The 19,334-nt window shown below is 72.2% G+C and carries 17 protein-coding genes; all 17 read right to left on the bottom strand.

Annotated elements, in window-relative coordinates; translation table 11 throughout:
- Positions 1 to 10: 10 nt before the first annotated feature.
- The 17 genes from gmk to aroC all read right to left on the bottom strand — a co-directional run bounded on the left by gmk (position 11) and on the right by aroC (position 19,332).
- Positions 11 to 934, bottom strand: coding sequence for a guanylate kinase (gene gmk / locus ACWXWW_RS08710; RefSeq protein ID WP_271171796.1), 924 nt, complete (start codon positions 932 to 934; stop codon positions 11 to 13).
- Entirely contained in the window at positions 927 to 1,778 is an 852-nt protein-coding gene (gene pyrF, locus ACWXWW_RS08705; RefSeq protein WP_421075496.1) for an orotidine-5'-phosphate decarboxylase, read from the bottom strand. Before pyrF ends, gmk begins: the two co-directional genes overlap by 8 nt.
- Positions 1,778 to 5,080 (bottom strand): carbamoyl-phosphate synthase large subunit, encoded by a 3,303-nt coding sequence (carB, locus tag ACWXWW_RS08700; RefSeq protein ID WP_282977681.1) that lies wholly within the window; start codon positions 5,078 to 5,080, stop codon positions 1,778 to 1,780. The genes pyrF and carB overlap by 1 nt, the downstream gene beginning before the upstream one ends.
- Positions 5,073 to 6,254 carry a glutamine-hydrolyzing carbamoyl-phosphate synthase small subunit gene (gene carA / locus ACWXWW_RS08695; protein WP_282977680.1) on the bottom strand — a complete coding sequence of 394 codons (1,182 nt, stop codon included), beginning with the start codon at positions 6,252 to 6,254 and terminating at the stop codon, positions 5,073 to 5,075. Before carA ends, carB begins: the two co-directional genes overlap by 8 nt.
- On the bottom strand, positions 6,251 to 6,760 hold the full coding sequence (locus tag ACWXWW_RS08690; RefSeq protein ID WP_455969629.1) for a PH-like domain-containing protein: 510 nt from the start codon (positions 6,758 to 6,760) through the stop codon (positions 6,251 to 6,253). The genes carA and ACWXWW_RS08690 overlap by 4 nt, the downstream gene beginning before the upstream one ends.
- Positions 6,757 to 8,067, bottom strand: a complete 1,311-nt coding sequence (locus tag ACWXWW_RS08685; RefSeq protein WP_282977678.1) for a dihydroorotase — start codon at positions 8,065 to 8,067, stop codon at positions 6,757 to 6,759. The genes ACWXWW_RS08690 and ACWXWW_RS08685 overlap by 4 nt, the downstream gene beginning before the upstream one ends.
- Positions 8,064 to 9,023 (bottom strand): aspartate carbamoyltransferase catalytic subunit, encoded by a 960-nt coding sequence (locus ACWXWW_RS08680; protein WP_271171790.1) that lies wholly within the window; start codon positions 9,021 to 9,023, stop codon positions 8,064 to 8,066. The genes ACWXWW_RS08685 and ACWXWW_RS08680 overlap by 4 nt, the downstream gene beginning before the upstream one ends.
- Positions 9,023 to 9,559, bottom strand: coding sequence for a bifunctional pyr operon transcriptional regulator/uracil phosphoribosyltransferase PyrR (gene pyrR, locus ACWXWW_RS08675; RefSeq protein WP_271171789.1), 537 nt, complete (start codon positions 9,557 to 9,559; stop codon positions 9,023 to 9,025). Before pyrR ends, ACWXWW_RS08680 begins: the two co-directional genes overlap by 1 nt.
- Before the next feature lie 70 nt (positions 9,560 to 9,629).
- Positions 9,630 to 12,917: a DEAD/DEAH box helicase gene (locus tag ACWXWW_RS08670; RefSeq protein WP_455969628.1), complete on the bottom strand. Its 3,288-nt coding sequence runs from the start codon at positions 12,915 to 12,917 to the stop codon at positions 9,630 to 9,632.
- Between the two features lie 16 nt (positions 12,918 to 12,933).
- The gene (nusB, locus tag ACWXWW_RS08665; RefSeq protein ID WP_271171787.1) at positions 12,934 to 13,344 is read right to left on the bottom strand and encodes a transcription antitermination factor NusB; all 411 of its coding nucleotides are present in this window, start codon (positions 13,342 to 13,344) and stop codon (positions 12,934 to 12,936) included.
- Positions 13,345 to 13,354: 10 nt separating this feature from the next.
- Positions 13,355 to 13,915 carry an elongation factor P gene (gene efp, locus ACWXWW_RS08660; RefSeq protein WP_271171786.1) on the bottom strand — a complete coding sequence of 187 codons (561 nt, stop codon included), beginning with the start codon at positions 13,913 to 13,915 and terminating at the stop codon, positions 13,355 to 13,357.
- A gap of 71 nt (positions 13,916 to 13,986) precedes the next feature.
- Positions 13,987 to 14,766 carry an amino acid ABC transporter ATP-binding protein gene (locus ACWXWW_RS08655; protein ID WP_421075491.1) on the bottom strand — a complete coding sequence of 260 codons (780 nt, stop codon included), beginning with the start codon at positions 14,764 to 14,766 and terminating at the stop codon, positions 13,987 to 13,989.
- A 17-nt stretch (positions 14,767 to 14,783) separates the two neighbouring features.
- Positions 14,784 to 15,578: an amino acid ABC transporter permease gene (locus ACWXWW_RS08650; RefSeq protein WP_455969627.1), complete on the bottom strand. Its 795-nt coding sequence runs from the start codon at positions 15,576 to 15,578 to the stop codon at positions 14,784 to 14,786.
- Between the two features lie 12 nt (positions 15,579 to 15,590).
- Positions 15,591 to 16,382 (bottom strand): ABC transporter substrate-binding protein, encoded by a 792-nt coding sequence (locus ACWXWW_RS08645; protein WP_309299952.1) that lies wholly within the window; start codon positions 16,380 to 16,382, stop codon positions 15,591 to 15,593.
- Between the two features lie 55 nt (positions 16,383 to 16,437).
- Positions 16,438 to 17,559, bottom strand: coding sequence for a 3-dehydroquinate synthase (gene aroB, locus ACWXWW_RS08640; protein ID WP_455969625.1), 1,122 nt, complete (start codon positions 17,557 to 17,559; stop codon positions 16,438 to 16,440).
- Entirely contained in the window at positions 17,556 to 18,137 is a 582-nt protein-coding gene (locus tag ACWXWW_RS08635) for a shikimate kinase (protein ID WP_271171782.1), read from the bottom strand. The genes aroB and ACWXWW_RS08635 overlap by 4 nt, the downstream gene beginning before the upstream one ends.
- Positions 18,121 to 19,332, bottom strand: a complete 1,212-nt coding sequence (aroC, locus tag ACWXWW_RS08630; RefSeq protein ID WP_455969624.1) for a chorismate synthase — start codon at positions 19,330 to 19,332, stop codon at positions 18,121 to 18,123. The genes ACWXWW_RS08635 and aroC overlap by 17 nt, the downstream gene beginning before the upstream one ends.
- Between the last annotated feature and the right edge of the window lie 2 nt (positions 19,333 to 19,334).

The raw sequence follows: 19,334 nt of genomic DNA, 5'->3' as shown, positions 1-19,334 counted from the left end.
CGCGCGGGTGTCAGCGCGCAGACGCCTGCACCAAGTCTACGACCTGGCGCGCGGCCTCGGCGACCGACTCGTTCACGATGCGGAAATCGAACTCGTTCTGCGCGGCGAGCTCGGTGCGCGCCGTGCGCAGGCGACGGGCCCGCTCCTCCTCGTCCTCGGTGCCGCGCCCGACCAGCCGCGCGGTCAGCTCGTCCCAGCTCGGCGGGAGGAGGAAGACGAGCGTCGCCGACGGATCGGCCGCGCGCACCTGACGGGCGCCCTGCAGGTCGATCTCGAGCAGCACGGCGCGCCCCTCGGCGAGGGCCCGCTCGATCGGCTTGCGCGGCGTGCCGTAGCGGTGCCGGTTGTGCACGACCGCGTACTCGAGCAGCTCGCCGTCCGCGATGAGCCGATCGAACTCGGCGTCGTCGACGAAGTAGTAGTGCTGGCCGTCGACCTCACCCGGCCGCGGCGCGCGCGTGGTCGCGGAGACCGAGATGAGGAGCTCCGGATGGTGCTCGCGGATGTGCGCCGCGACCGTTCCCTTGCCCACCGCGGTCGGCCCGGCGAGGACGATGAGCCGGCTCCGACCGGGCCGCGCCTGCGGCTCGGGCATCCGACTGTCGAGCCAGCCGCGCAGAGCGTGCCGCTGCCGGCTGCCGAGGCCGCCCAGCCGCTTGACCGGCGAGATCGCCAGCTCCTCGAGCACGCGGTCGCGCTTGCCCTCGCCGATCGCGGGGAGCGCCATGAGGAACTCGGGCACGCGCATCGTGCCGGCCGCGGACTGCGGGTCGGCCTCGGCCCGACGCAGGACCTCCTGCGGCGTGACGACGCGGGTCGCGAGGTCGCGCTTGAGGCTCGCCCGCGCGCGCCGCGCGGCGACCGCCTTCCGCGATGCGGCGGCGCGGTCCACCTCGGGCGGCTTCGGACGGCCCGGTGCGGTGCTCTCAGACATCGGCTTCTCCCTCCGACGATCCCCGGTAGGCGGCCGCGGCGTCGGCGATCGCCTGGGCGAGGCCGTCCGGGCCGGCGGCGAGGATGCTGCGGCTCTCGGATGCGATGACGCACGGCGCCATCTCGCGGAAGACCTCGGGCAGCGCGGCCGCGGCGGCGCCCTGGAACCCGAACCCTGGCGCGAGGATGGGCGCGGGCGGAGCGAACGGCGCCAGCCCCGCCGCGTGCCAGTCGACCGTGGCGCCGATGACGAAGCCCGTGCTGCCCCACTCCCCCTCGCGCGCGACGCGCGCGTTGCGCGCCGACACCTCGGCCACGATCGCCGCCGCGACGCTCGAGCCGTCGGCGGTCGCACGCTGGAGGGCGGTCGCCTCGGGGTTGCTCGTTGCGGCGAGGACGAACGCGCCCTTGCCGTGCTCATCCGCGAGGGCCAGCGTGCCCTCGAGCGCGCCCACGCCCAGATACGGGCTCACCGTGAGCGCGTCGGCCTCGAGCGGCGACCCCGGCGTGAGCCACGCCGCGCCGTACGCGTCCATGGTCGATCCGATGTCGCCGCGCTTGGCGTCCGCGATCACCACGAGATCGGCCGCGCGCGCCGCCGCGAGCACGTCCTCGAGAGCGGCGATCCCCGCCGACCCGAAGCGCTCGTAGAACGACACCTGCGGCTTGACGAAGCCTGCGCGCCCCGCGGCCGCCTCGACGACGCGCAGCCCGAACGCCCGCGCGCCCGCGGCATCCGCCTCGAGACCCCACTGCGCGAGCAGCGGAAGGTGCGGGTCGATCCCGACGCAGAGCGGGCCGCGCGCGTCGAGGACGGCGCGGACCCGCTCTCCGAACGACGGCACTACGCGCTCACCGCCGCCTCGCGCTGGACGCGGTCGGAGGCGTACTCCTGCAGGCTGCGCACGCCGAAGCCGCCGCCCATCGAGTCCATCGCGCTCACCGCGGCGCCGAGCACCGAGATGGTCGTGAAGAGCGCCTTGTCGGCGCCCACCGCCGCGGCGCGGATCTCGTAGCCGTCCGCGCGCGCCGACATCCCGCTGGGGGTGTTCACGATGATGTCCACGCGCCCCTCGTTGATGAGGTCGACGATGTTCGGCACGCCCGAGTCCTGCGTCTCGCTGTACTTGCGGACCACCTCGACCTCGATGCCGTTGCGCATGAGGATCTCGGCGGTGCCCTCGGTCGCGAGCAGGCGGAAGCCCAGCTGGCGCAGACGGTGCGCGGGCAGGATGACGTCGCGCTTGTCGCTGTCGGCCACCGAGATGAACACGGTGCCCGACAGCGGGATCCCGCCATACGCGGCCGCCTGGCTCTTCGCGAACGCGGTCGGGAAGTCGCGGTCGATGCCCATGACCTCTCCCGTCGAGCGCATCTCCGGGCCGAGCACGGAGTCGACCACCGCGCCCTCGCGCGTGCGGAAGCGCTTGAACGGCAGCACGGCCTCCTTGACGGCGACGGGCGTGTCGAGCGAGACCCGCGAGCCGTCCTGCTCGGGCAGCATGCCCTCCGCCTTGAGCTCGGCGATCGTCGTGCCCGCCATGACCCGGCTCGCCGCCTTCGCGAGCGGGATGCCGAGCGCCTTCGACACGAACGGCACCGTGCGGCTCGCGCGGGGGTTCGCCTCGATGACGTAGAGCACGCCGGCGCTGATCGCGAACTGCACGTTCAGCAGCCCGCGCACGCCCACGCCCTGGGCGATCGCGAGGGTCGCCTCGCGCACGCGGTCGATCTCGGTGCGGCCGAGCGACATCGGCGGCAGCGTGCAGCTCGAGTCGCCGGAGTGGATGCCGGCCTCCTCGAGGTGCTCCATGATGCCGCCCACGTACAGCTCGTGCCCGTCGTAGAGCGCGTCGACGTCGATCTCCACCGCGTCGTCGAGGAAGCGGTCGACGAGGAGCGGCTGGCCGGGGCCGATGATTGCCTGGTCGGCGATGCGGACGAAGTAGTCGCGCAGGCTCGCCGTGTCGTACACGATCTCCATGCCGCGCCCGCCGAGCACGAAGCTCGGGCGCACGAGCACGGGGTAGCCGATCTCCTCGGCGATCGCGACGGCGCCCTCGACGTCGGTCGCGGTGCCGTTGCGGGGCGCGACGAGGGCGGCGCGCTCGAGGATCTCGGAGAACAGGCCGCGCTCCTCGGCGAGGTCGATCGCCGCGGGGCTCGTGCCGAGGATGCGGTAGCCCGCGTCCTCGATGCCCTTCGCGAGCCCGAGGGGCGTCTGCCCCCCGAGCTGGCAGATGACGCCGAAGATCTCGCCCGACTGGGCCTCGGCGTGGAGGACCTCGAGCACGTCCTCGAGCGTGAGCGGCTCGAAGTACAGGCGGTCGGAGGTGTCGTAGTCGGTCGAGACCGTCTCCGGGTTGCAGTTGACCATGACCGTCTCGAATCCGGCGTCGCTCATCGCGAACGAGGCGTGCACGCACGAGTAGTCGAACTCGACGCCCTGGCCGATGCGGTTCGGGCCCGAGCCGATGATGACGACCTTGCGGCGGTCGGACGGCGTGACCTCGGTCTCGGACTCGTAGCTCGAGTAGTGGTAGGGCGTCTGCGCGGGGAACTCGCCCGCGCACGTGTCGACCGTCTTGAACACGGGGCGGATGCCGAGGCCGTGGCGGATGCCGCGCACCTCCGCCTCGGACAGGCCGCGCAGCTGCGCGATCTGGACGTCCGAGAATCCGTGGTCCTTGGCCAGGCGGATGGCCCGCTCGTCGAGCTCCGCGGCGTCGGCGACGGCCTGCGCGACCTCGTTGATGAGGACGATCTGGTCGAGGAACCACGGGTCGATGGCCGTCGACGCGAACACCTGCTCGACCGTCGCGCCGAGGCGCAGCGCCTGCTGCACGTCGACGATGCGGCCGTCGGTCGGCGTCTTGATCGTCTCGAGGAGCTCCTCGACCGAGCGCGTCTCCTCGCCCCAGTGGAAGCTCGAGCCGCGCTTCTCGACGGAGCGGAGCGCCTTCTGCAGGGCGGTCGTGTAGTTGCGGCCGATCGCCATGGCCTCGCCGACCGACTTCATGGTCGTGGTGAGCGTGGGGTCGGCGGCCGGGAACTTCTCGAACGCGAAGCGCGGGACCTTGACGACGACGTAGTCGAGCGTGGGCTCGAACGAGGCCGGCGTGACCTGCGTGATGTCGTTGGGCACCTCGTCGAGGCGGTAGCCCAGGGCCAGCTTGGCCGCGAGCTTGGCGATCGGGAAGCCCGTCGCCTTCGACGCGAGCGCCGACGAGCGGGAGACGCGCGGGTTCATCTCGATGACGATGATGCGCCCGTTCTCGGGGTTGATCGCGAACTGGATGTTGCAGCCGCCGGTGTCGACGCCCACGGCGCGGATGATGTCGATCCCGATGTCGCGCAGGCGCTGGTACTCGCGGTCGGTGAGCGTGAGCGATGGGGCGACCGTGATCGAGTCGCCCGTGTGCACGCCGACCGGGTCGACGTTCTCGATCGTGCAGACGACGACCGTGTTGTCGGCCGTGTCGCGCATGAGCTCGAGCTCGTACTCCTTCCAGCCGAGGATCGACTCCTCGAGGAGCACCTCGGTCGTGGACGACTCGTGCAGGCCCGCGCCCGCGATGCGGCGCAGGTCCGCCTCGTCGTAGGCGAAGCCCGACCCCAGGCCGCCCATCGTGAACGAGGGGCGCACGACGAGCGGGTAGCCGAGGTCCTCTGCCGCCTCGAGCACCTCCTCCATCGTGTGGGCGATGCGGCTGCGCGCGACCTCGGCGCCCGCCTCGACGACGAGCTCCTTGAACACCTGGCGGTCCTCGCCCTTGCGGATGGCGTCGACCTTGGCGCCGATGAGCTCGACGTCGTACTTCTCGAGGATGCCGCGCTCGTGCAGGGCCATCGCCGCGTTCAGCGCGGTCTGGCCGCCCAGCGTCGGCAGGATCGCGTCGGGCTTCTCCTTCGCGATGATCGTCTCGATGACCTCGGGCGTGATCGGCTCGATGTACGTCGCGTCGGCGAAGTCGGGGTCGGTCATGATCGTCGCGGGGTTCGAGTTCACGAGGATGACGCGGACGCCCTCCTCCCGGAGCACGCGGCACGCCTGGGTGCCGGAGTAGTCGAACTCGCAGGCCTGGCCGATCACGATCGGGCCCGACCCGATGACGAGCACGGACTGGATGTCGGGGCGCTTAGGCATTGTCTTCCTCGGACGTTGAGCGAGCGGAGCGAGCCGAGATGGTGTCGCGCACCATGTCGACGAAGCGGTCGAAGAGGTAGTTGGCGTCGTGCGGACCGCCCGCGGCCTCGGGGTGGTACTGCACGGAGAACGCCGGGATGTCGAGGGCGCGCAGGCCCTCCACGACGTCGTCGTTGAGGCCCACGTGGCTGACCTCGACGCGGCCGAACCCGGCGGGGCTCTCGAAGACCTCGTCGATCGGGGCGTCCACGGCGAACCCGTGGTTGTGCGCCGTGATCTCGACGCGGCCCGTGAGCTTGTCGCGCACCGGCTGGTTGATCCCGCGGTGGCCGAAGGGCAGCTTGTAGGTGCCGAGGCCGAGCGCGCGGCCGAGGAGCTGGTTGCCGAAGCAGATGCCGAAGAACGGCAGGCCGTCGCGCAGCACGCTCTGCAGGAGGGCGACGTGGGCGTCGCTCGCGGCGGGGTCGCCGGGGCCGTTCGAGTAGAACACCGCGACGGGGTCGATGGCCTTGAGCTCCTCGAAGGTCGTGCTCTGCGGCAGCACGTGCACCTCGAAGCCGCGTCGGGCGAGGTTCTCCACCGTCGCCTGCTTGATGCCGAGGTCGATGACGGCGAGGCTGCCGATGCGGTCGCCCTGCGCAGGCGTGACGGCGGCGACATCGACCGAGACCTCGGCCGAGAGGTTGCGGCCGGCCATCGCGGGCGCCTCGGTCACGATGCGCAGCTGCTCGTCGGCGGCGAGGCCGGCGGCCTCGCCCGAGAACACGCCGCCGCGCATCGAGCCGGCCGAGCGGATGTGACGGGTCACGGCGCGCGTGTCGATGCCGCTGATCCCGACGACGCCGTCACGCTCGAGCGCCGCGTCGAGCGGCTCCTCCGCGCGCCAGTTCGACACGACCCGGCTGGGGTCGCGCACGATGTAGCCCGACACCCAGATGCGGCGGGACTCGGGGTCCTCGGTGTTGACGCCGGTGTTCCCGATGTGCGGCGCGGTCTGCAGCACGATCTGACCCGCGTACGAGGGGTCGGTGAGCGTCTCCTGGTAGCCGGTCATGCCGGTCGAGAAGACGACCTCGCCGAGGGTCGTGCCGCGCGCACCGTAGGCGTAACCGGCGAAGCGCGTGCCGTCTTCGAGGACGAGGACCGCGGGGTCGCGGTCGAGCAGAGAGGTCATGAGGTCGCTCCTGTGGGGGTCGGGTAGGTGCGCAGGTCTTCGATCGCCGCGACGAGCGCGTCGGGATCGTCGCCCTGAAGGCGCACATAGGAATCGCAGAGGGTGCCGTCGGAGGCGCGCCACGCGATGAGCACGAGGCCGTCCGTCTCGACGACGCGGTCGATGGTCCAGGTCGCGCGGCCCGCGCCGACGAGCTCGTCCGCGCGGAGGAAGATGCCGGGCGCCCCGGCGAGGTCGAGGGCGACGCCGCGGTCCGTCACCGTGACGCCCGCCTTCGCCCGGAACTCGAGGTGCCGCACGGCGAGCCGATCGAGCGGCTGGTCGTGGCGGGTCGTGGCGACGTAGAGGCCGTCGAAGCGGGCCGTCTCGGCGCCCTCCGCCGCGCGCACGGGCGCGGAGGTGCCGGCGTCCCGCCGGGATCGTCGGCGCCATCCCCACGCCATCGCGCCGAGGATGACCGCCGCGATCGCCGCCATCATGAGGAGGCCGGGGAGGTACGCGCTCATGCGCCCTCCCGCTCGACGAGCTCGCCGTCGGCGAGCGTGAGGGAGCCGCGGTGGATGGTCCACATCACGCGACCGGGCAGCTCGCGCCCGAGGTAGGGCGAGTTCGCGCTGCGCCCGCGCAGGTCGGCTGCGCCGAACGGGGCGGACGGCCGCGGGTCGTAGAGCGCGATCTCGGCCGGCTCGCCGGCCGCGATCGGCGTGCCGTGCCCCGCGAGCCGCCCGATCCGGGCGGGCGCCTTCGACAGGACGCGCGCGACGTCCTGCCATCCGATGAGGCCCGTCGCGACCATCGCCTCGTGCACGACGCGCAGCGCGCTCTCGAGGCCGACCATGCCGTTGGCCGCGGCCGCCCACTCGCAGCTCTTGCTCTCGGCGGGATGCGGCGCGTGGTCGGTGGCGACGATGTCGATCGTGCCGTCCGCGAGGCCCTCGCGCACGGCCAGGACGTCCTCCTCGCGCCGCAGCGGCGGATTGACCTTGAAGCGCGCGTCGTACCCGCGCACGAGCTCGTCCGTGAGGAGGAGGTGGTGCGGCGTCACCTCCGCGGTCACGTCGATGCCGCGCTTCTTCGCCCATCGGATGATGTCGACCGACCCCGCGGTCGACAGGTGGCAGACGTGCAGGCGCGAGCCCACGTGCTCGGCGAGGAGCACGTCGCGCGCGATGATCGACTCCTCGGCGACCGCCGGCCATCCCGCGAGCCCCAGCTCGGCCGAGACGACGCCCTCGTTCATCTGGGCGCCCTCCGTGAGGCGGGGGTCCTGCGCGTGCTGGGCGACGACGCCGTCGAACGCCTTCACGTACTCGAGCGCGCGGCGCATGATGAGCGGATCCCACACGCAGAACCCGTCGTCGCTGAAGACGCGCACGCGCGCACGCGAGTCGGCCATCGCGCCGAGCTCGGCGAGGCGCTCGCCCTTCTGGCCGACGGTCACGGCGCCGATCGGCTGCACGGTCGCGTAGCCCGCCGCCTCGCCGAGCGCGAGCTCCTGCTCGACGACGCCCGCGACATCCGCGACGGGAGAGGTGTTGGGCATCGCGAACACGGCCGTGAAGCCGCCGGCGGCCGCGGCACGGGTGCCGGTCAGGATGGTCTCGCTCGCCTCGTAGCCGGGCTCGCGCAGGTGGGTGTGGAGGTCGACCAGACCGGGCAGCGCGATGAGCCCTGCGGCGTCGATGATGCGGGCGCCGGCCCGGCTGAGGCCCGTGCCGACCTCCGCGATGCGGCCGTCCTCGACGAGGATGTCGGCCGTCTCGCCGCCCTCGATCGCGGCTCCTCGGATGAGAAGGGATGTCGACTCGGTCACTTCGTTCCCTCGCTCTCCCGCTCCCCCGCGAGAAGCAGGTAGAGCACGGCCATCCGCACCGACACGCCGGCTCGCACCTGCTCGAGCACGGTGGCCCGGGGCGAGTCGGCTGCGGCTGCGGAGATCTCCAGTCCCCGGTTCATGGGCCCGGGGTGCATGACAATCGTATCCTCCGGCAGCGTGGCGAAGCGCTCGGGGTCGAGGCCCCAGCGCCGCGAATACTCCCGCTCCGAGGGGAAATAGGCGGCGTTCATCCGCTCGAGCTGGATCCGCAGCATCATGAGCGCGTCGGGCCGCGCGGCGATGGCCTCGTCGAGGTCGTAGCGCACGGTCACGGGCCACTGCGACACGTCCTGCGGGAGGAGCGTCGGCGGCGCGACGAGCGTGACCTCGGCGCCGAGGGTCGCGAGGAGCCAGACGTTCGACCGCGCGACGCGCGAGTGCAGGATGTCGCCGACGATCGCGACGCGGTAGCCCGCGAGGTCGCGACCGCGACTGGCCGCCCCGTACCGGCGCTTGCGCATCGTGAAGGCGTCCAGGAGCGCCTGCGTCGGGTGCTCGTGCGTCCCGTCGCCCGCGTTCACGACGCCGGCCGAGATCCAGCCGCTCGTCGCGAGCGTGCGCGGCGCTCCGGACGCGCCGTGCCGGATGACGACGGCGTCGGCGCCCATCGCCTGCAGGGTCTGCGCGGTGTCCTGGAGGCTCTCGCCCTTCGAGACGCTCGATCCCTTCGCCGAGAAGTTGATGACGTCGGCGGAGAGGCGCTTCGCGGCGGCCTCGAACGAGATGCGCGTGCGGGTCGAGTCCTCGAAGAAGAGGTTGACGACCGTGCGGCCGCGCAGGGTCGGCAGCTTCTTGACCTCGCGCTCCTGGGTGTCGGCCATGTCCTCCGCGACGTCGAGGATGCGGATGGCGTCGGCGCGGCCGAGCGTGCGGGTGTCGAGCAGGTGCCGCATCAGCCGGCCGTCTCGATCGACACGTGCTCTTCCCCGTCGACGTCGGCGAGGCGCACGTTCACGCGCTCGGCGCGCGAGGACGGGAGGTTCTTGCCGACGAAGTCGGGGCGGATCGGGAGCTCGCGGTGGCCGCGGTCGACGAGGATCGCGAGGCGCACGGCGGACGGGCGGCCGATGTCGTTGAGGGCGTCCAGCGCAGCGCGGATGCTGCGGCCCGAGAAGAGCACGTCGTCGACGAGGACGACGGTCCGGCCGTCGATGCCCCCGGGCGGGATCTCGGTCGGGCGCGGCGCGCGCGTGGGGTGCTTCGCGAGGTCGTCGCGGTACATCGTGACGTCGAGCGAGCCGACGGGCACGGGGCGGCCGCCGAAGCGCTCGACGAGCGCCGCGAGACGACGGGCGAGCGTGACGCCCCTGGTCGGGATGCCGAGGAGGACGAGGTCGTCGGGGCCCTTGTTGGACTCGAGGATCTCGTGGGCGATCCGCGTCAGGGCACGGGCGATGTCAGCGTCATGCAGCACGGTTCTCGTGCTCATCCGCCGCTCCCTTCTCCGCCTCACGGGACGGTGTTAAAGGTGCAGATGGCTCCAGTCTACCGGGTGCGCGTCAGGGCTCGAGCAGGCCGCGGATGTCGTCGGCCGTGAGCGCCTGCGAGAAGAGCGCGTCGTCGTCCATGACCGCCGAGAACAGGCGCGCCTTGCGCTCCTGCAGGGCCATGACCTTCTCCTCGATCGTGTCGGCCGCGATCATCCGGTAGACCATCACCTGCTTGGTCTGCCCGATGCGATGCGCGCGGTCGACGGCCTGCGCCTCAGCCGCGGGGTTCCACCAGGGGTCGAGGAGGTACACGTAGTCGGCTTCCGTGAGCGTGAGCCCGAATCCGCCGGCCTTGAGGCTGATGAGGAAGACCGGCGCGTCGCCCGAGCGGAAGGACTCCACGACGGCGGGACGGTCGCGGGTCGAGCCGTCGAGGTGCGCGTGCGCGATGCCCTCGCGATCGAGTCGCGCGGCGACGATGTCGAGGTACGACGTGAACTGGCTGAAGACGAGCGCCCTGTGCCCCTCGGCGATGACCTCGGACAGCTGCTCGACGAGCGCGTCGAGCTTGCTCGAGGGGATGTGCGCGTGCGCGGGATCGACGAGCTCGGGCGCGAGGCTCAGCAGGCGCAGGAGGGTGAGCGACCGGAACACGATGAAGCGATTGCGGTCGAGGTCGTCGAGCAGCCCGAGCACCTTCTGGCGCTCGCGCTGGAGCACGGTGTCGTACACCTCGCGGTGCGCGGCGCTCAGCTCGACGTGCAGCCTCTGCTCCTGCTTGGGCGGCAGGTCGTCCGCGACGAGCTCCTTCGTGCGCCGGAGCATGAGGGGGCGGATGCGGCGGCGCAGGCGGGCGAGGCGGCGCTCGCGGTAGTCGGCGCCCTCCTGGTTCTCGGGGACCTTCCCCTTCTCGATCGGCCCGATGTACTCCTCGCGGAACCGCCGTGCCGAGGGGAACAGCCCGGGGGCCGCGAGCGAGAGGAGCGCCCAGAGCTCGGAGAGCCCGTTCTCGAGCGGGGTGCCCGTCACGGCGAACGTCACGTCGGCTCGGAGGTCGGCCGCTGCCCGGTGCACGCCCGTCTGCGGGTTCTTCGCGAACTGCGCCTCGTCGAGGATGAGGCCCGCCCATTCGACCCCCGCGTACTCCGCCGCGTCGAGCCGCAGCAGCGCATACGACGTCACGACGATGTCGGCATCGGCCGCGGCGTCGGCGAGCGTGCCCGACCGCTTCGTGCGCGTCGCGTCGATCCGGTGGACGCGCAGCGATGGCGCGAAGCGCGCCGCCTCGTCGCGCCAGGTCGCGGTGACGGACGTGGGCGCGACGACGAGGAACGGGCGCCGCTCCCCCGCCTCGCGCGTGTGCAGGATGAGCGCGAGCATCTGGATCGTCTTGCCGAGCCCCATGTCGTCGGCGAGGATCCCGCCCAGGCGATGCCGCCACAGGAACGCGAGCCAGTCGAGACCCGCCTGCTGGTAGGGCCGCAGACGTGCCGCGAGCCCCGCAGGCGGCGGGGTCGGCTCGATCCGGTCGATGTCGCGCAGGCCCTCGGCCGTCGCCCGCCACGACGCCGCCGGCGCGGACTCGTCTGCGAGGTCCTCGAAGTCCGCCCAGAGCGCCGTCTGATAGCGGCTGATGCGCGGTCCGGCCTCCCACTCCGACAGTGTCGCGGCCTCGTCCACGAGATCGCGGAGCCGCTGCAGCGCCGGGTGCGCGAGCGAGAAGTAGTCGCCGTCGGCGAGCAGCAGCTTCTTGCGGCGCTGGCTGATCGCGGTGAAGAGCGGGGCGAACGGGATGCGGCGGCCGTCGATGGTCACGACGACGCCGAGATCGAACCAGTCGGCGTCGGTGCTCTCGACGGTCGAGACCGAGATCTCTGGCACGCCGGCGAGCTCGCGGTACCGCCGCCGCGAGCCGCTCGTCTCGACGCGGACGCCCTCCGCCTCGAGCGCGGGCAGGATGCGCTCCGAGAACTCCGCCGCGTCGACGTCGCGCAGCTCGCCCGACGGGGCGAACGGCACGTCGGCAGCGCCCTCCCACGCGCGCGCGATGCGCTCCGCGAGCGCCGCCTCGGCCGCGCCGTCCCGATCCGGGTCCGGCGAGGCCGGGCCGCCCGGCTCGCCCAGCGGATGGCGCGCGAACCCCGCGTAGGCGCACGACAGCGCGTACGTCGTGCGGTCGCCGGGATGGAACGTCACGGCGATCACCGCCTGCGGAGCCGGCCGCTCCGGCACCTCGATGCCCTCGGGAGCGCGCACCTCGACCCGGCGCGCGATCACGGGCAGGGCGTCGCGGACGAACTCCTCCGCATCCTCGGCCGGCACGTCGAGCTCGCCCTGCGCGCCGACGAGGAGGGCGACCGGATCGGCCAGTGCGACCGGTGCGAGCGTGAGGGAGATGCGTCCGCCCTCAGAAGCGAACGCGTAGACGCCCGAGCGCGCGACAGGGCGGACCGAGGCGAGGTCGACCGGCGCGCCGTCGATCTCGATCTCCGCCCGCACGCTCAGCGCGCCGTCGTCCGCCTCGTCGATGCGCACCCGCGCGGACGCCGACCGCGCGAGCCGCACGTCGAGGAGCTTCTGCGTCGGCACGAGGGGGATGCCGAGGCCGTCGGCCGCGCGCAGGTGCGTCCAGAGCAGGGCGGACGGGATCGAGTCGAGCGTGAGCCACTCCGATCCGTCGCCGAACGCGTCGAGCCGGAACACGTCGCGCGCGATGCTGTAGAGCTCGGCGAACCAGCGCGACTGCGCGTGCGGGAATCGGCTGCCGGGCCGTCGGACGGCGTCCCACGACGCATCGCCCTTGATCCACGCGCCCGAGCGGTCGCTGCGCAGGAGCGGCCGCAGCCCCACGAACAGCTCGCCGGCCGTGCCGCGCTCGAGCTGACGCGGATGCGCGGCCTCGGCGCGCCGCGCCTGCCATCCGCCCGCCGAGCGCGCTGGCCGGTGCCGCAGCTCGACCCCGAGCGCGAGCGGGACCGTGTCGGGCGCCGTCGCGGTCTCGGCGGGCGTCACGAGGCTGCGCCACGAGGCGCCGGCTCCGTCGGGGCGCCGCCCCTGCGCGGCGTTCCGCTGCTGCGCGTTGCCCGCGAGCAGCGCCGCGACGACGTGCTTGCAGCGGCTGCGCAGGGGGCAGCTGCACTGCGATGCGACGATCGCCGACGTCCGCGCGTCGAACCGCACCCGCACGGTGTAGCTGCGCGCCGACGATCCGGCGACGCGCGCGGTCAGGGTGACGCCGTCGGTCATCCACCGCGCGTGCTCGACCGCGCCCTCCTGGAAGTACGCGAGCCCGCGCGCGTACGCTCCGTCGTCCGCCATCCTGCGGATGGCGTCGACGGGGACGTACGGCGCGGGCACGCGGAGCGGACCGAGGTCAGTTCGAGCGCGCGATGCGCGCGAGGACGCCGTGCACGAAGGCGCCGGACTCCTCGGTGGAGAGCTCCTTGGCGAGCTCCACGGCCTCGTCGATCGCGACGGCCGTCGGGACCTCGTCGTTGAAGAGGATCTCCCACGTGCCGATGCGCAGCAGCGCCCGGTCGACCGCGGGCATGCGCTCGAGTCTCCAGTCGCGGCTGTGCGTCGTGATCTGCTCGTCGATCTCGTCGCGGTGGTCGATCACGCCGTCGACGATGTCGCGCGCGTACAGCCACGACGCCTGTCGGGCGGGCTCCCCCGCCGCGCGCTTCGCCTCCGCGGCGAGCGTCACCTCGAGGGCGTCGCCGCGGACGTCCGAGGAGAAGAGGATGTCGAGGGCGCGCTTGCGCGCCTTGGTGCGTGCGCTCACTCGCGCGGCTTCAGTTCACGCGGCCGAGGTAGTCGCCCGTGCGGGTGTCGACCTTGACCTTCGTGCCGGTCTCGAGGAACAGCGGGACCTGGATCTCCGCGCCCGTCTCGACGGTCGCGGGCTTCGTGCCGGCCGACGAGCGGTCGCCCTGCAGGCCGGGCTCGGTGTACGTGATCTCGAGCACGACCGACGCCGGCATGTCGAGGTACAGCGGCTGGCCGTCGTGCAGCGCGATCGTGACGAGCTGGTTCTCGAGCAGGTAGTTCGACGCGTCGCCGACGACAGCGGCCGGCACGTTGATCTGGTCGTAGTCCGTCGCGTCCATGAAGACGAACGAGTCGCCGTCGTTGTAGAGGTACGTGAAGTCGCGGCGGTCGACGTTCTGGATGTCGACCTTGGCGCCCGCGTTGAACGTGCGGTCGACCACCTTGCCGGACACGACGTTCTTCAGCTTGGTGCGCACGAAGGCGCCGCCCTTGCCGGGCTTGACGTGCTGGAACTCCACCACGCTCCAGAGCTGTCCGTCGATGGCGAGGACGACGCCGTTCTTGATGTCTGCGGTGGATGCCATGTGCGTAAGTGATCCGTTCGTGTGGATTCGTCGAGAGAACTCAGGGCCCGCGGACGGGCCGAGAGAAGATCCTAGTTCAGATCGACGTGCGTCGGATGGATGACCCGCTTCAGGAAGTCCTGCATGCGCGGGGTCTGCGGGCTGCCGATCACCTGCGCCGCCGGGCCCTCCTCCACGACGACGCCGCCGTCCATGAAGACGACGCGGTCCGCGACGACCCGCGCGAACTCCATCTCGTGGGTGACCACGAGCATCGTCATGCCGTCGTCGGCCAGCTGCCGCATGATCGCGAGCACGTCGCCGACCGTCTCGGGATCGAGCGCCGATGTCGGCTCGTCGAACAGCATGAGGTGGGGATCCATCGAGAGCGACCGCGCGATCGCGACGCGCTGCTGCTGGCCCCCCGACAGCTGGTCGGGGTACCGTCCCGCGAGCGCGCCCAGCCCCACGCGGTCGAGGTTGGCCTGCGCGATGCGCTCGGCCTCCGCCTTCGGCCGCCGCAGGACCTTGAGCTGCGCGACCGTGCAGTTCTCGAGGACCGTGAGGTGCGGGAAGAGGTTGAACTGCTGGAACACCATCCCCACGTGGCGGCGCAGCTCGTCGATGTCGAGGTCGGGGTCGGTGACCTCGCGGCCGCCGACCTCGATCGCGCCGCCGGTCGGCTCCTCGAGGAGGTTGACGCAGCGCAGCAGCGTCGACTTGCCCGAGCCCGACGGCCCGATGAGGCAGACGACCTCGCCGGGAGCGACCTCGAGGTCGATGCCCTTGAGCACCTCGTTCGAGCCGTACGACTTCCGCAGCCCGCGGATCACGACGCCGAACTGCGCGGCGTTCTCGGATGTGCCGGTCATGTCTCGTCCTCCGACGTCTATCGCCTGGTCCGCGCCGTGCGGGACTCGAAGCGCCGCGACAGCTGGCTGAGCGGCAGCGTGATGATGAGGTACATGGCGCCCGCGACGACGAGCGGGGTGATGCCGGCGCCGTACTGCAGGATGCCGTCGCGGCCGAGCTTGGTGAGCTCGAAGCTCTCGGCGGCGAGGCCGATCACGTAGATGAGCGATGTGTCCTTCGTGACGAGGATGAACTCGTTCGTCAGCGGGGGCAGCACCATCCGGAACGCCTGCGGGATGACGATCGTGAGCATCGCGCGCCATCCGGGCATCCCGAGCGACCGCGCGGCCTCGTACTGGCCGCGCGGGACGGCCTGCAGGCCCGCCCTGAGCGTCTCGGCGATGTACGCGGCGGCGACGATCCCGAGCGAGAGCATCACGACGAGGATCGTCGGCCAGCGCGTCCCCGGGAACGCGGCCGGCACGCCGAACCCGAAGGCGATGAACACGAGCAGCGCGGGGATGCCGCGGAAGAACTCGATGTACGCGGTCGCGATCCAGCGGTACGGCGCGAACGATGACAGCTTCATGAGCGCCAGGAGCATCCCGAGCGCGAGGCCGAGCGCGAAGGACACGATCGTGTAGACGATCGTGTTCTTGAGCCCGACGAGGATGATCCCGGGGAACATCCCCGCGACGGCCGGGAAGTCGAAGAACGAGTCGAGGATCCGCGGCCAGTCGATGACGATCGCCAGGACGACGATCAGCGCGACGAAGACCCCAGCCTGCGCGTACTGCGCCGTCCGCGCGCGCTGGCGTGCGGTGAGTGCCATCGGGCGCCCCGCCTAGGAGCCCTCGCCGAACCAGGTCGCCTTGAGCTCGTCGAGCTCGCCGGACTCGGTCAGGCGCTGCAGAGTGCCGTTCACGACCTCGAGCAGCGCCGTGTCGCCCTTCTCGACCGCGATGCCGAGCTTCTCGCCGGTCTCGAAGTCGGCCACGCGCTCGAAGCCCTCCTCGTCCTTCACGCCGTACGCGAGGACCGAGACGTTCCCGAGCACGGCGTCGACCGTCCCGGCCTTGAGCGCCTCGAGCTGGAGGCCGGCGTTCTCGAAGCCGATCGGCGAGATGCCGTTCTCCTGCGCGTACGCCTCGCCCGTCGTCCCCGACTGCACGCCGACCTGCTTGCCGACCGCCGACTCGAGGTCGGTGATGCCGGAGTCCGCGCTCGCGATGAGCGTGAGGTCGTCGTCCATGTAGGGCTCGGAGAAGTCCATGTTGCCCTTGCGCTCCTCGGTGATCGAGATCGAGGAGATCGCCGCGTCGCACTTGTCGAACGACAGGCCCGACTGGATGGACTCGAACGAGTCGACGATCACCTCGAGCTCGGCGTCCAGGTCGGCCGCGATCTCGTTGGCGATGTCGATGTCGAAGCCGACGGTGTCGCCGTTGTCGTCGATGAACTCGAACGGCTCGTAGGGGATGTCGGAGCAGACGGTGAACGTGCCGGGCTCGACGAGGGAGACGCCGCCCTCCTCGGCCGGCTCCTCGCCGGCGCCGGAGGCGCATCCTGCGAGGGCGAGGCCGGCCGTGCCGGTGACGAGCAGTGCGGTGATCGCACGGGAGCGGAGCTGCATCATCGCGACGCCTTCCTTCTGGGTGACGAGAGGGACTCTCGGGTGCTGTTGGGCCATCCTAGTCACGGGGTCGGCCGGCCTGGAGGATGCGACCCGCGTCCTCCTCGCCGATCTCCTGGTATGCCGCGAAGAGGAGTGACTCGTCGGGCGCCTGCGCGACCGTCGGCTTCCCGATGTCGTCGAGGAGCACGAACCGCAGCATGCCCGCGCGCGCCTTCTTGTCGCGCTGCATGGTGGCCAGCAGCTGCGTCCACGCGCCCATCCGGTACGTCGTGGGCAGCCCGAGCGCGGTGAGGATGGCGCGGTGGCGGTCGACGGCGGCGTCCGAGAGCCGGCCCGCGAGTCGCGACAGCTCGGCGGCGTACATCATGCCGATCGAGACGGCCGCGCCGTGCCGCCAGCGGTAGCGCTCCGCGTGCTCGATCGCGTGGCCCAGGGTGTGGCCGTAGTTGAGCGTCTCGCGCACGCCCGACTCGCGGAAGTCCTCCCCCACGACGTCGGCCTTCATCCGGATCGCGAGCTCGATGCAGCGGCGGAACTCGGGGGTCGACGGGTCGGTCGCACGGGCCGGATCGGCCTCGACGATGTCGAGGATCTCCGGGTACCGGATGAAGCCGGCCTTCACGACCTCGGCGAATCCCGCGACGGCCTCGTTCTGCGGCAGGGTCGCGAGCAGGTCGAGGTCGCACAGCACGGCGCGGGGCGCCCAGAACGCGCCGACGAGGTTCTTGCCCTCCGCGGTGTTGATGCCGGTCTTGCCGCCGACGGCCGCATCGACCATGCCGAGGACGGTCGTGGGGATCTGCACGACGTCGACGCCGCGCAGCCACGTGGCCGCGACGAAGCCCGCGAGGTCGGTCACGGCGCCGCCGCCGAGCCCGACGACCGCGTCCGTGCGCGTGAAGTCGGCCTGTCCCATGATCTGCCAGCAGAACGCGGCGACCTCGACGCGCTTGGCCTGCTCCGCGTCGGGAACCTCGGCGAGGAGGACCTCGCGCCCCGTGCCGCCCATGAGGCGCTCGCGCAGCTCCTCCGCGCGCGCCCCGAGCGAGGGCTGGTGCACGACGAGCACCTTCTTCGCAGCCGGCGGGAGCACCTCGCCGAGGCGCGCGAGCACCCCGCTGCCGACGATGACGTCGTACCCTGGCGTGCCGGCCACGCTGATCACGGTGTCGCTCATGACTCCTCCTCCGTGCGCGCCGCGCGCGCTGTCGTCTCGTCGTCGGCGGGCTCGTCGCCGCGCAGCCACGCCACGATCCGCTCGACCGTGCGCTGGGTCGGGCCGCGCGACGTGTCGAACACGGCGTCCGCCACCTCCGCGTACAGGGGCTCGCGCTCGGCGCGGATGCGCGCCCACTCGGCCACCGGATCGACGTCGCCGTTGAGCAGCGGGCGCTTCTGGCCCCGGATGCGGTGGGCGATCGCGGTCTCGTCGACCGTCAGGAGCACGACGCGGTGCGCGCGCAGGCGCTCGCGCGTCTCGGCGGAGAGGACGGCGCCTCCCCCGAGCGCCACGACGCCGCCGCCCTCGAGCGCCGTGCGCACGGCCTCGCGCTCGATCTCGCGGAAGCGCGCCTCGCCCTCGCGCGCGAAGAGCTCGGCGATCGGGCCGTGCGCGCGGACGATCGCGGTGTCGGTGTCGGTGAACGGGAGACCGAGGGCGCGCGCGACGCGCTTGCCGAGGCTCGACTTGCCGGCCCCCATCGGGCCGACGAAGACGATCGCGCCTGCCGCGTGGCCGTCAGAGGACGGCGTCATGCGCGAGGGCGGCCGTGCGCTGCGTCTCGGGGATCGCGGCGAGGTAGGCCTCGAGGTTGCGGCGCGTCTCGGCGACCGAGTCGCCGCCGAACTTCTCGAGCACGGCCTCGGCCAGCACGATCGCCGTCATCGCCTCGGCGACGACGCCGGCAGCCGGCACGGCGCAGACGTCGGAGCGCTGGTGATGCGCCGACGCGGTGTCGCCGGTCGCGACGTCGATCGTCCGGAGCGCGTGCGGCACGGTCGCGATCGGCTTCATGCCGGCCCGCACACGCAGGATCGTGCCCGTGGACATCCCGCCCTCGGTGCCGCCCGCGCGGTCGGAGCCGCGCACGATGCCGTCGTCGCCGGCGAACAGCTCGTCGTGCGCCTGCGACCCGCGGCGCCGGGTGGTCTCGAAGCCGTCGCCGACCTCGACGCCCTTGATCGCCTGGATGCTCATGAGCGCCTGCGCGAGCTTCGCGTCGAGGCGGCGGTCCCAGTGCACGTGCGAGCCGAGCCCCGGGGGCAGGCCGTACGCGAGCACCTCGACGATGCCGCCGAGCGTGTCGCCGTCCTTCTTGGCGGCATCGACCTCGGCGACCATCCGCGCGCTCGTGTCCGCATCGAAGCAGCGCAGCGGATCCGCGTCGAGCGCGGCGACGTCGTCGGGCGCGGGGAGCGGCGCGTCATCCGGCACGCGCACGGGGCCGATCGACAGCGTGTGGCTCACGAGGCGGATGCCCAGCTCGCCGAGGAAGCACCGCGCCACGGCGCCGAGTGCGACGCGGGCGGCGGTCTCGCGGGCGCTCGCGCGCTCGAGGATCGGCCGCGCCTCGTCGAAGCCGTACTTCTGCATGCCCACGAGATCGGCGTGTCCGGGGCGCGGGCGGGTGAGCGGGGCGCCGCGGCCGCGCGACTTCTCCGTGAGCTCGACGGGCTCCGCGCTCATCACCTCGGTCCACTTCGGCCACTCGGTGTTGCCGATGCGCAGGGCGATCGGGCTGCCCATGCTGAGGCCGTGGCGGATGCCGCCCGAGATCGACAGCTCGTCCTGCTCGAACTTCATGCGCGATCCGCGCCCGTAGCCCAGCTTGCGGCGCTGCAGGTCTTCCTGGATGGCGGAGGCCGTGACGGGGACGCCTGCGGGCAGTCCCTCCATGATGGCGATGAGTTCGGGGCCGTGCGATTCGCCGGCGGTCAGCACGCGGAGCATGG

It is taken from the genome of Microbacterium sp. KNMS, from assembly GCF_053851835.1.
The sequence above is the reverse complement of the archived record's forward strand: the minus strand, read 5'-3'. Positions and strand labels throughout refer to the sequence as shown.

Bases quoted from the DNA above. Each gene is read 5' to 3' on its own strand.
- gmk (WP_271171796.1), bottom strand. From the start codon at position 934: ATGTCTGAGAGCACCGCACCGGGCCGTCCGAAGCCGCCCGAGGTGGAC.
- carB (WP_282977681.1), bottom strand. From the start codon at position 5,080: ATGCCTAAGCGCCCCGACATCCAGTCCGTGCTCGTCATCGGGTCGGGC.
- carA (WP_282977680.1), bottom strand. From the start codon at position 6,254: ATGACCTCTCTGCTCGACCGCGACCCCGCGGTCCTCGTCCTCGAAGAC.
- ACWXWW_RS08690 (WP_455969629.1), bottom strand. From the start codon at position 6,760: ATGAGCGCGTACCTCCCCGGCCTCCTCATGATGGCGGCGATCGCGGCG.
- ACWXWW_RS08680 (WP_271171790.1), bottom strand. From the start codon at position 9,023: ATGCGGCACCTGCTCGACACCCGCACGCTCGGCCGCGCCGACGCCATC.
- pyrR (WP_271171789.1), bottom strand. From the start codon at position 9,559: ATGAGCACGAGAACCGTGCTGCATGACGCTGACATCGCCCGTGCCCTG.
- efp (WP_271171786.1), bottom strand. From the start codon at position 13,915: ATGGCATCCACCGCAGACATCAAGAACGGCGTCGTCCTCGCCATCGAC.
- ACWXWW_RS08655 (WP_421075491.1), bottom strand. From the start codon at position 14,766: ATGACCGGCACATCCGAGAACGCCGCGCAGTTCGGCGTCGTGATCCGC.
- ACWXWW_RS08650 (WP_455969627.1), bottom strand. From the start codon at position 15,578: ATGGCACTCACCGCACGCCAGCGCGCGCGGACGGCGCAGTACGCGCAG.
- ACWXWW_RS08645 (WP_309299952.1), bottom strand. From the start codon at position 16,382: ATGATGCAGCTCCGCTCCCGTGCGATCACCGCACTGCTCGTCACCGGC.
- aroB (WP_455969625.1), bottom strand. From the start codon at position 17,559: ATGAGCGACACCGTGATCAGCGTGGCCGGCACGCCAGGGTACGACGTC.
- ACWXWW_RS08635 (WP_271171782.1), bottom strand. From the start codon at position 18,137: ATGACGCCGTCCTCTGACGGCCACGCGGCAGGCGCGATCGTCTTCGTC.
- aroC (WP_455969624.1), bottom strand. From the start codon at position 19,332: ATGCTCCGCGTGCTGACCGCCGGCGAATCGCACGGCCCCGAACTCATC.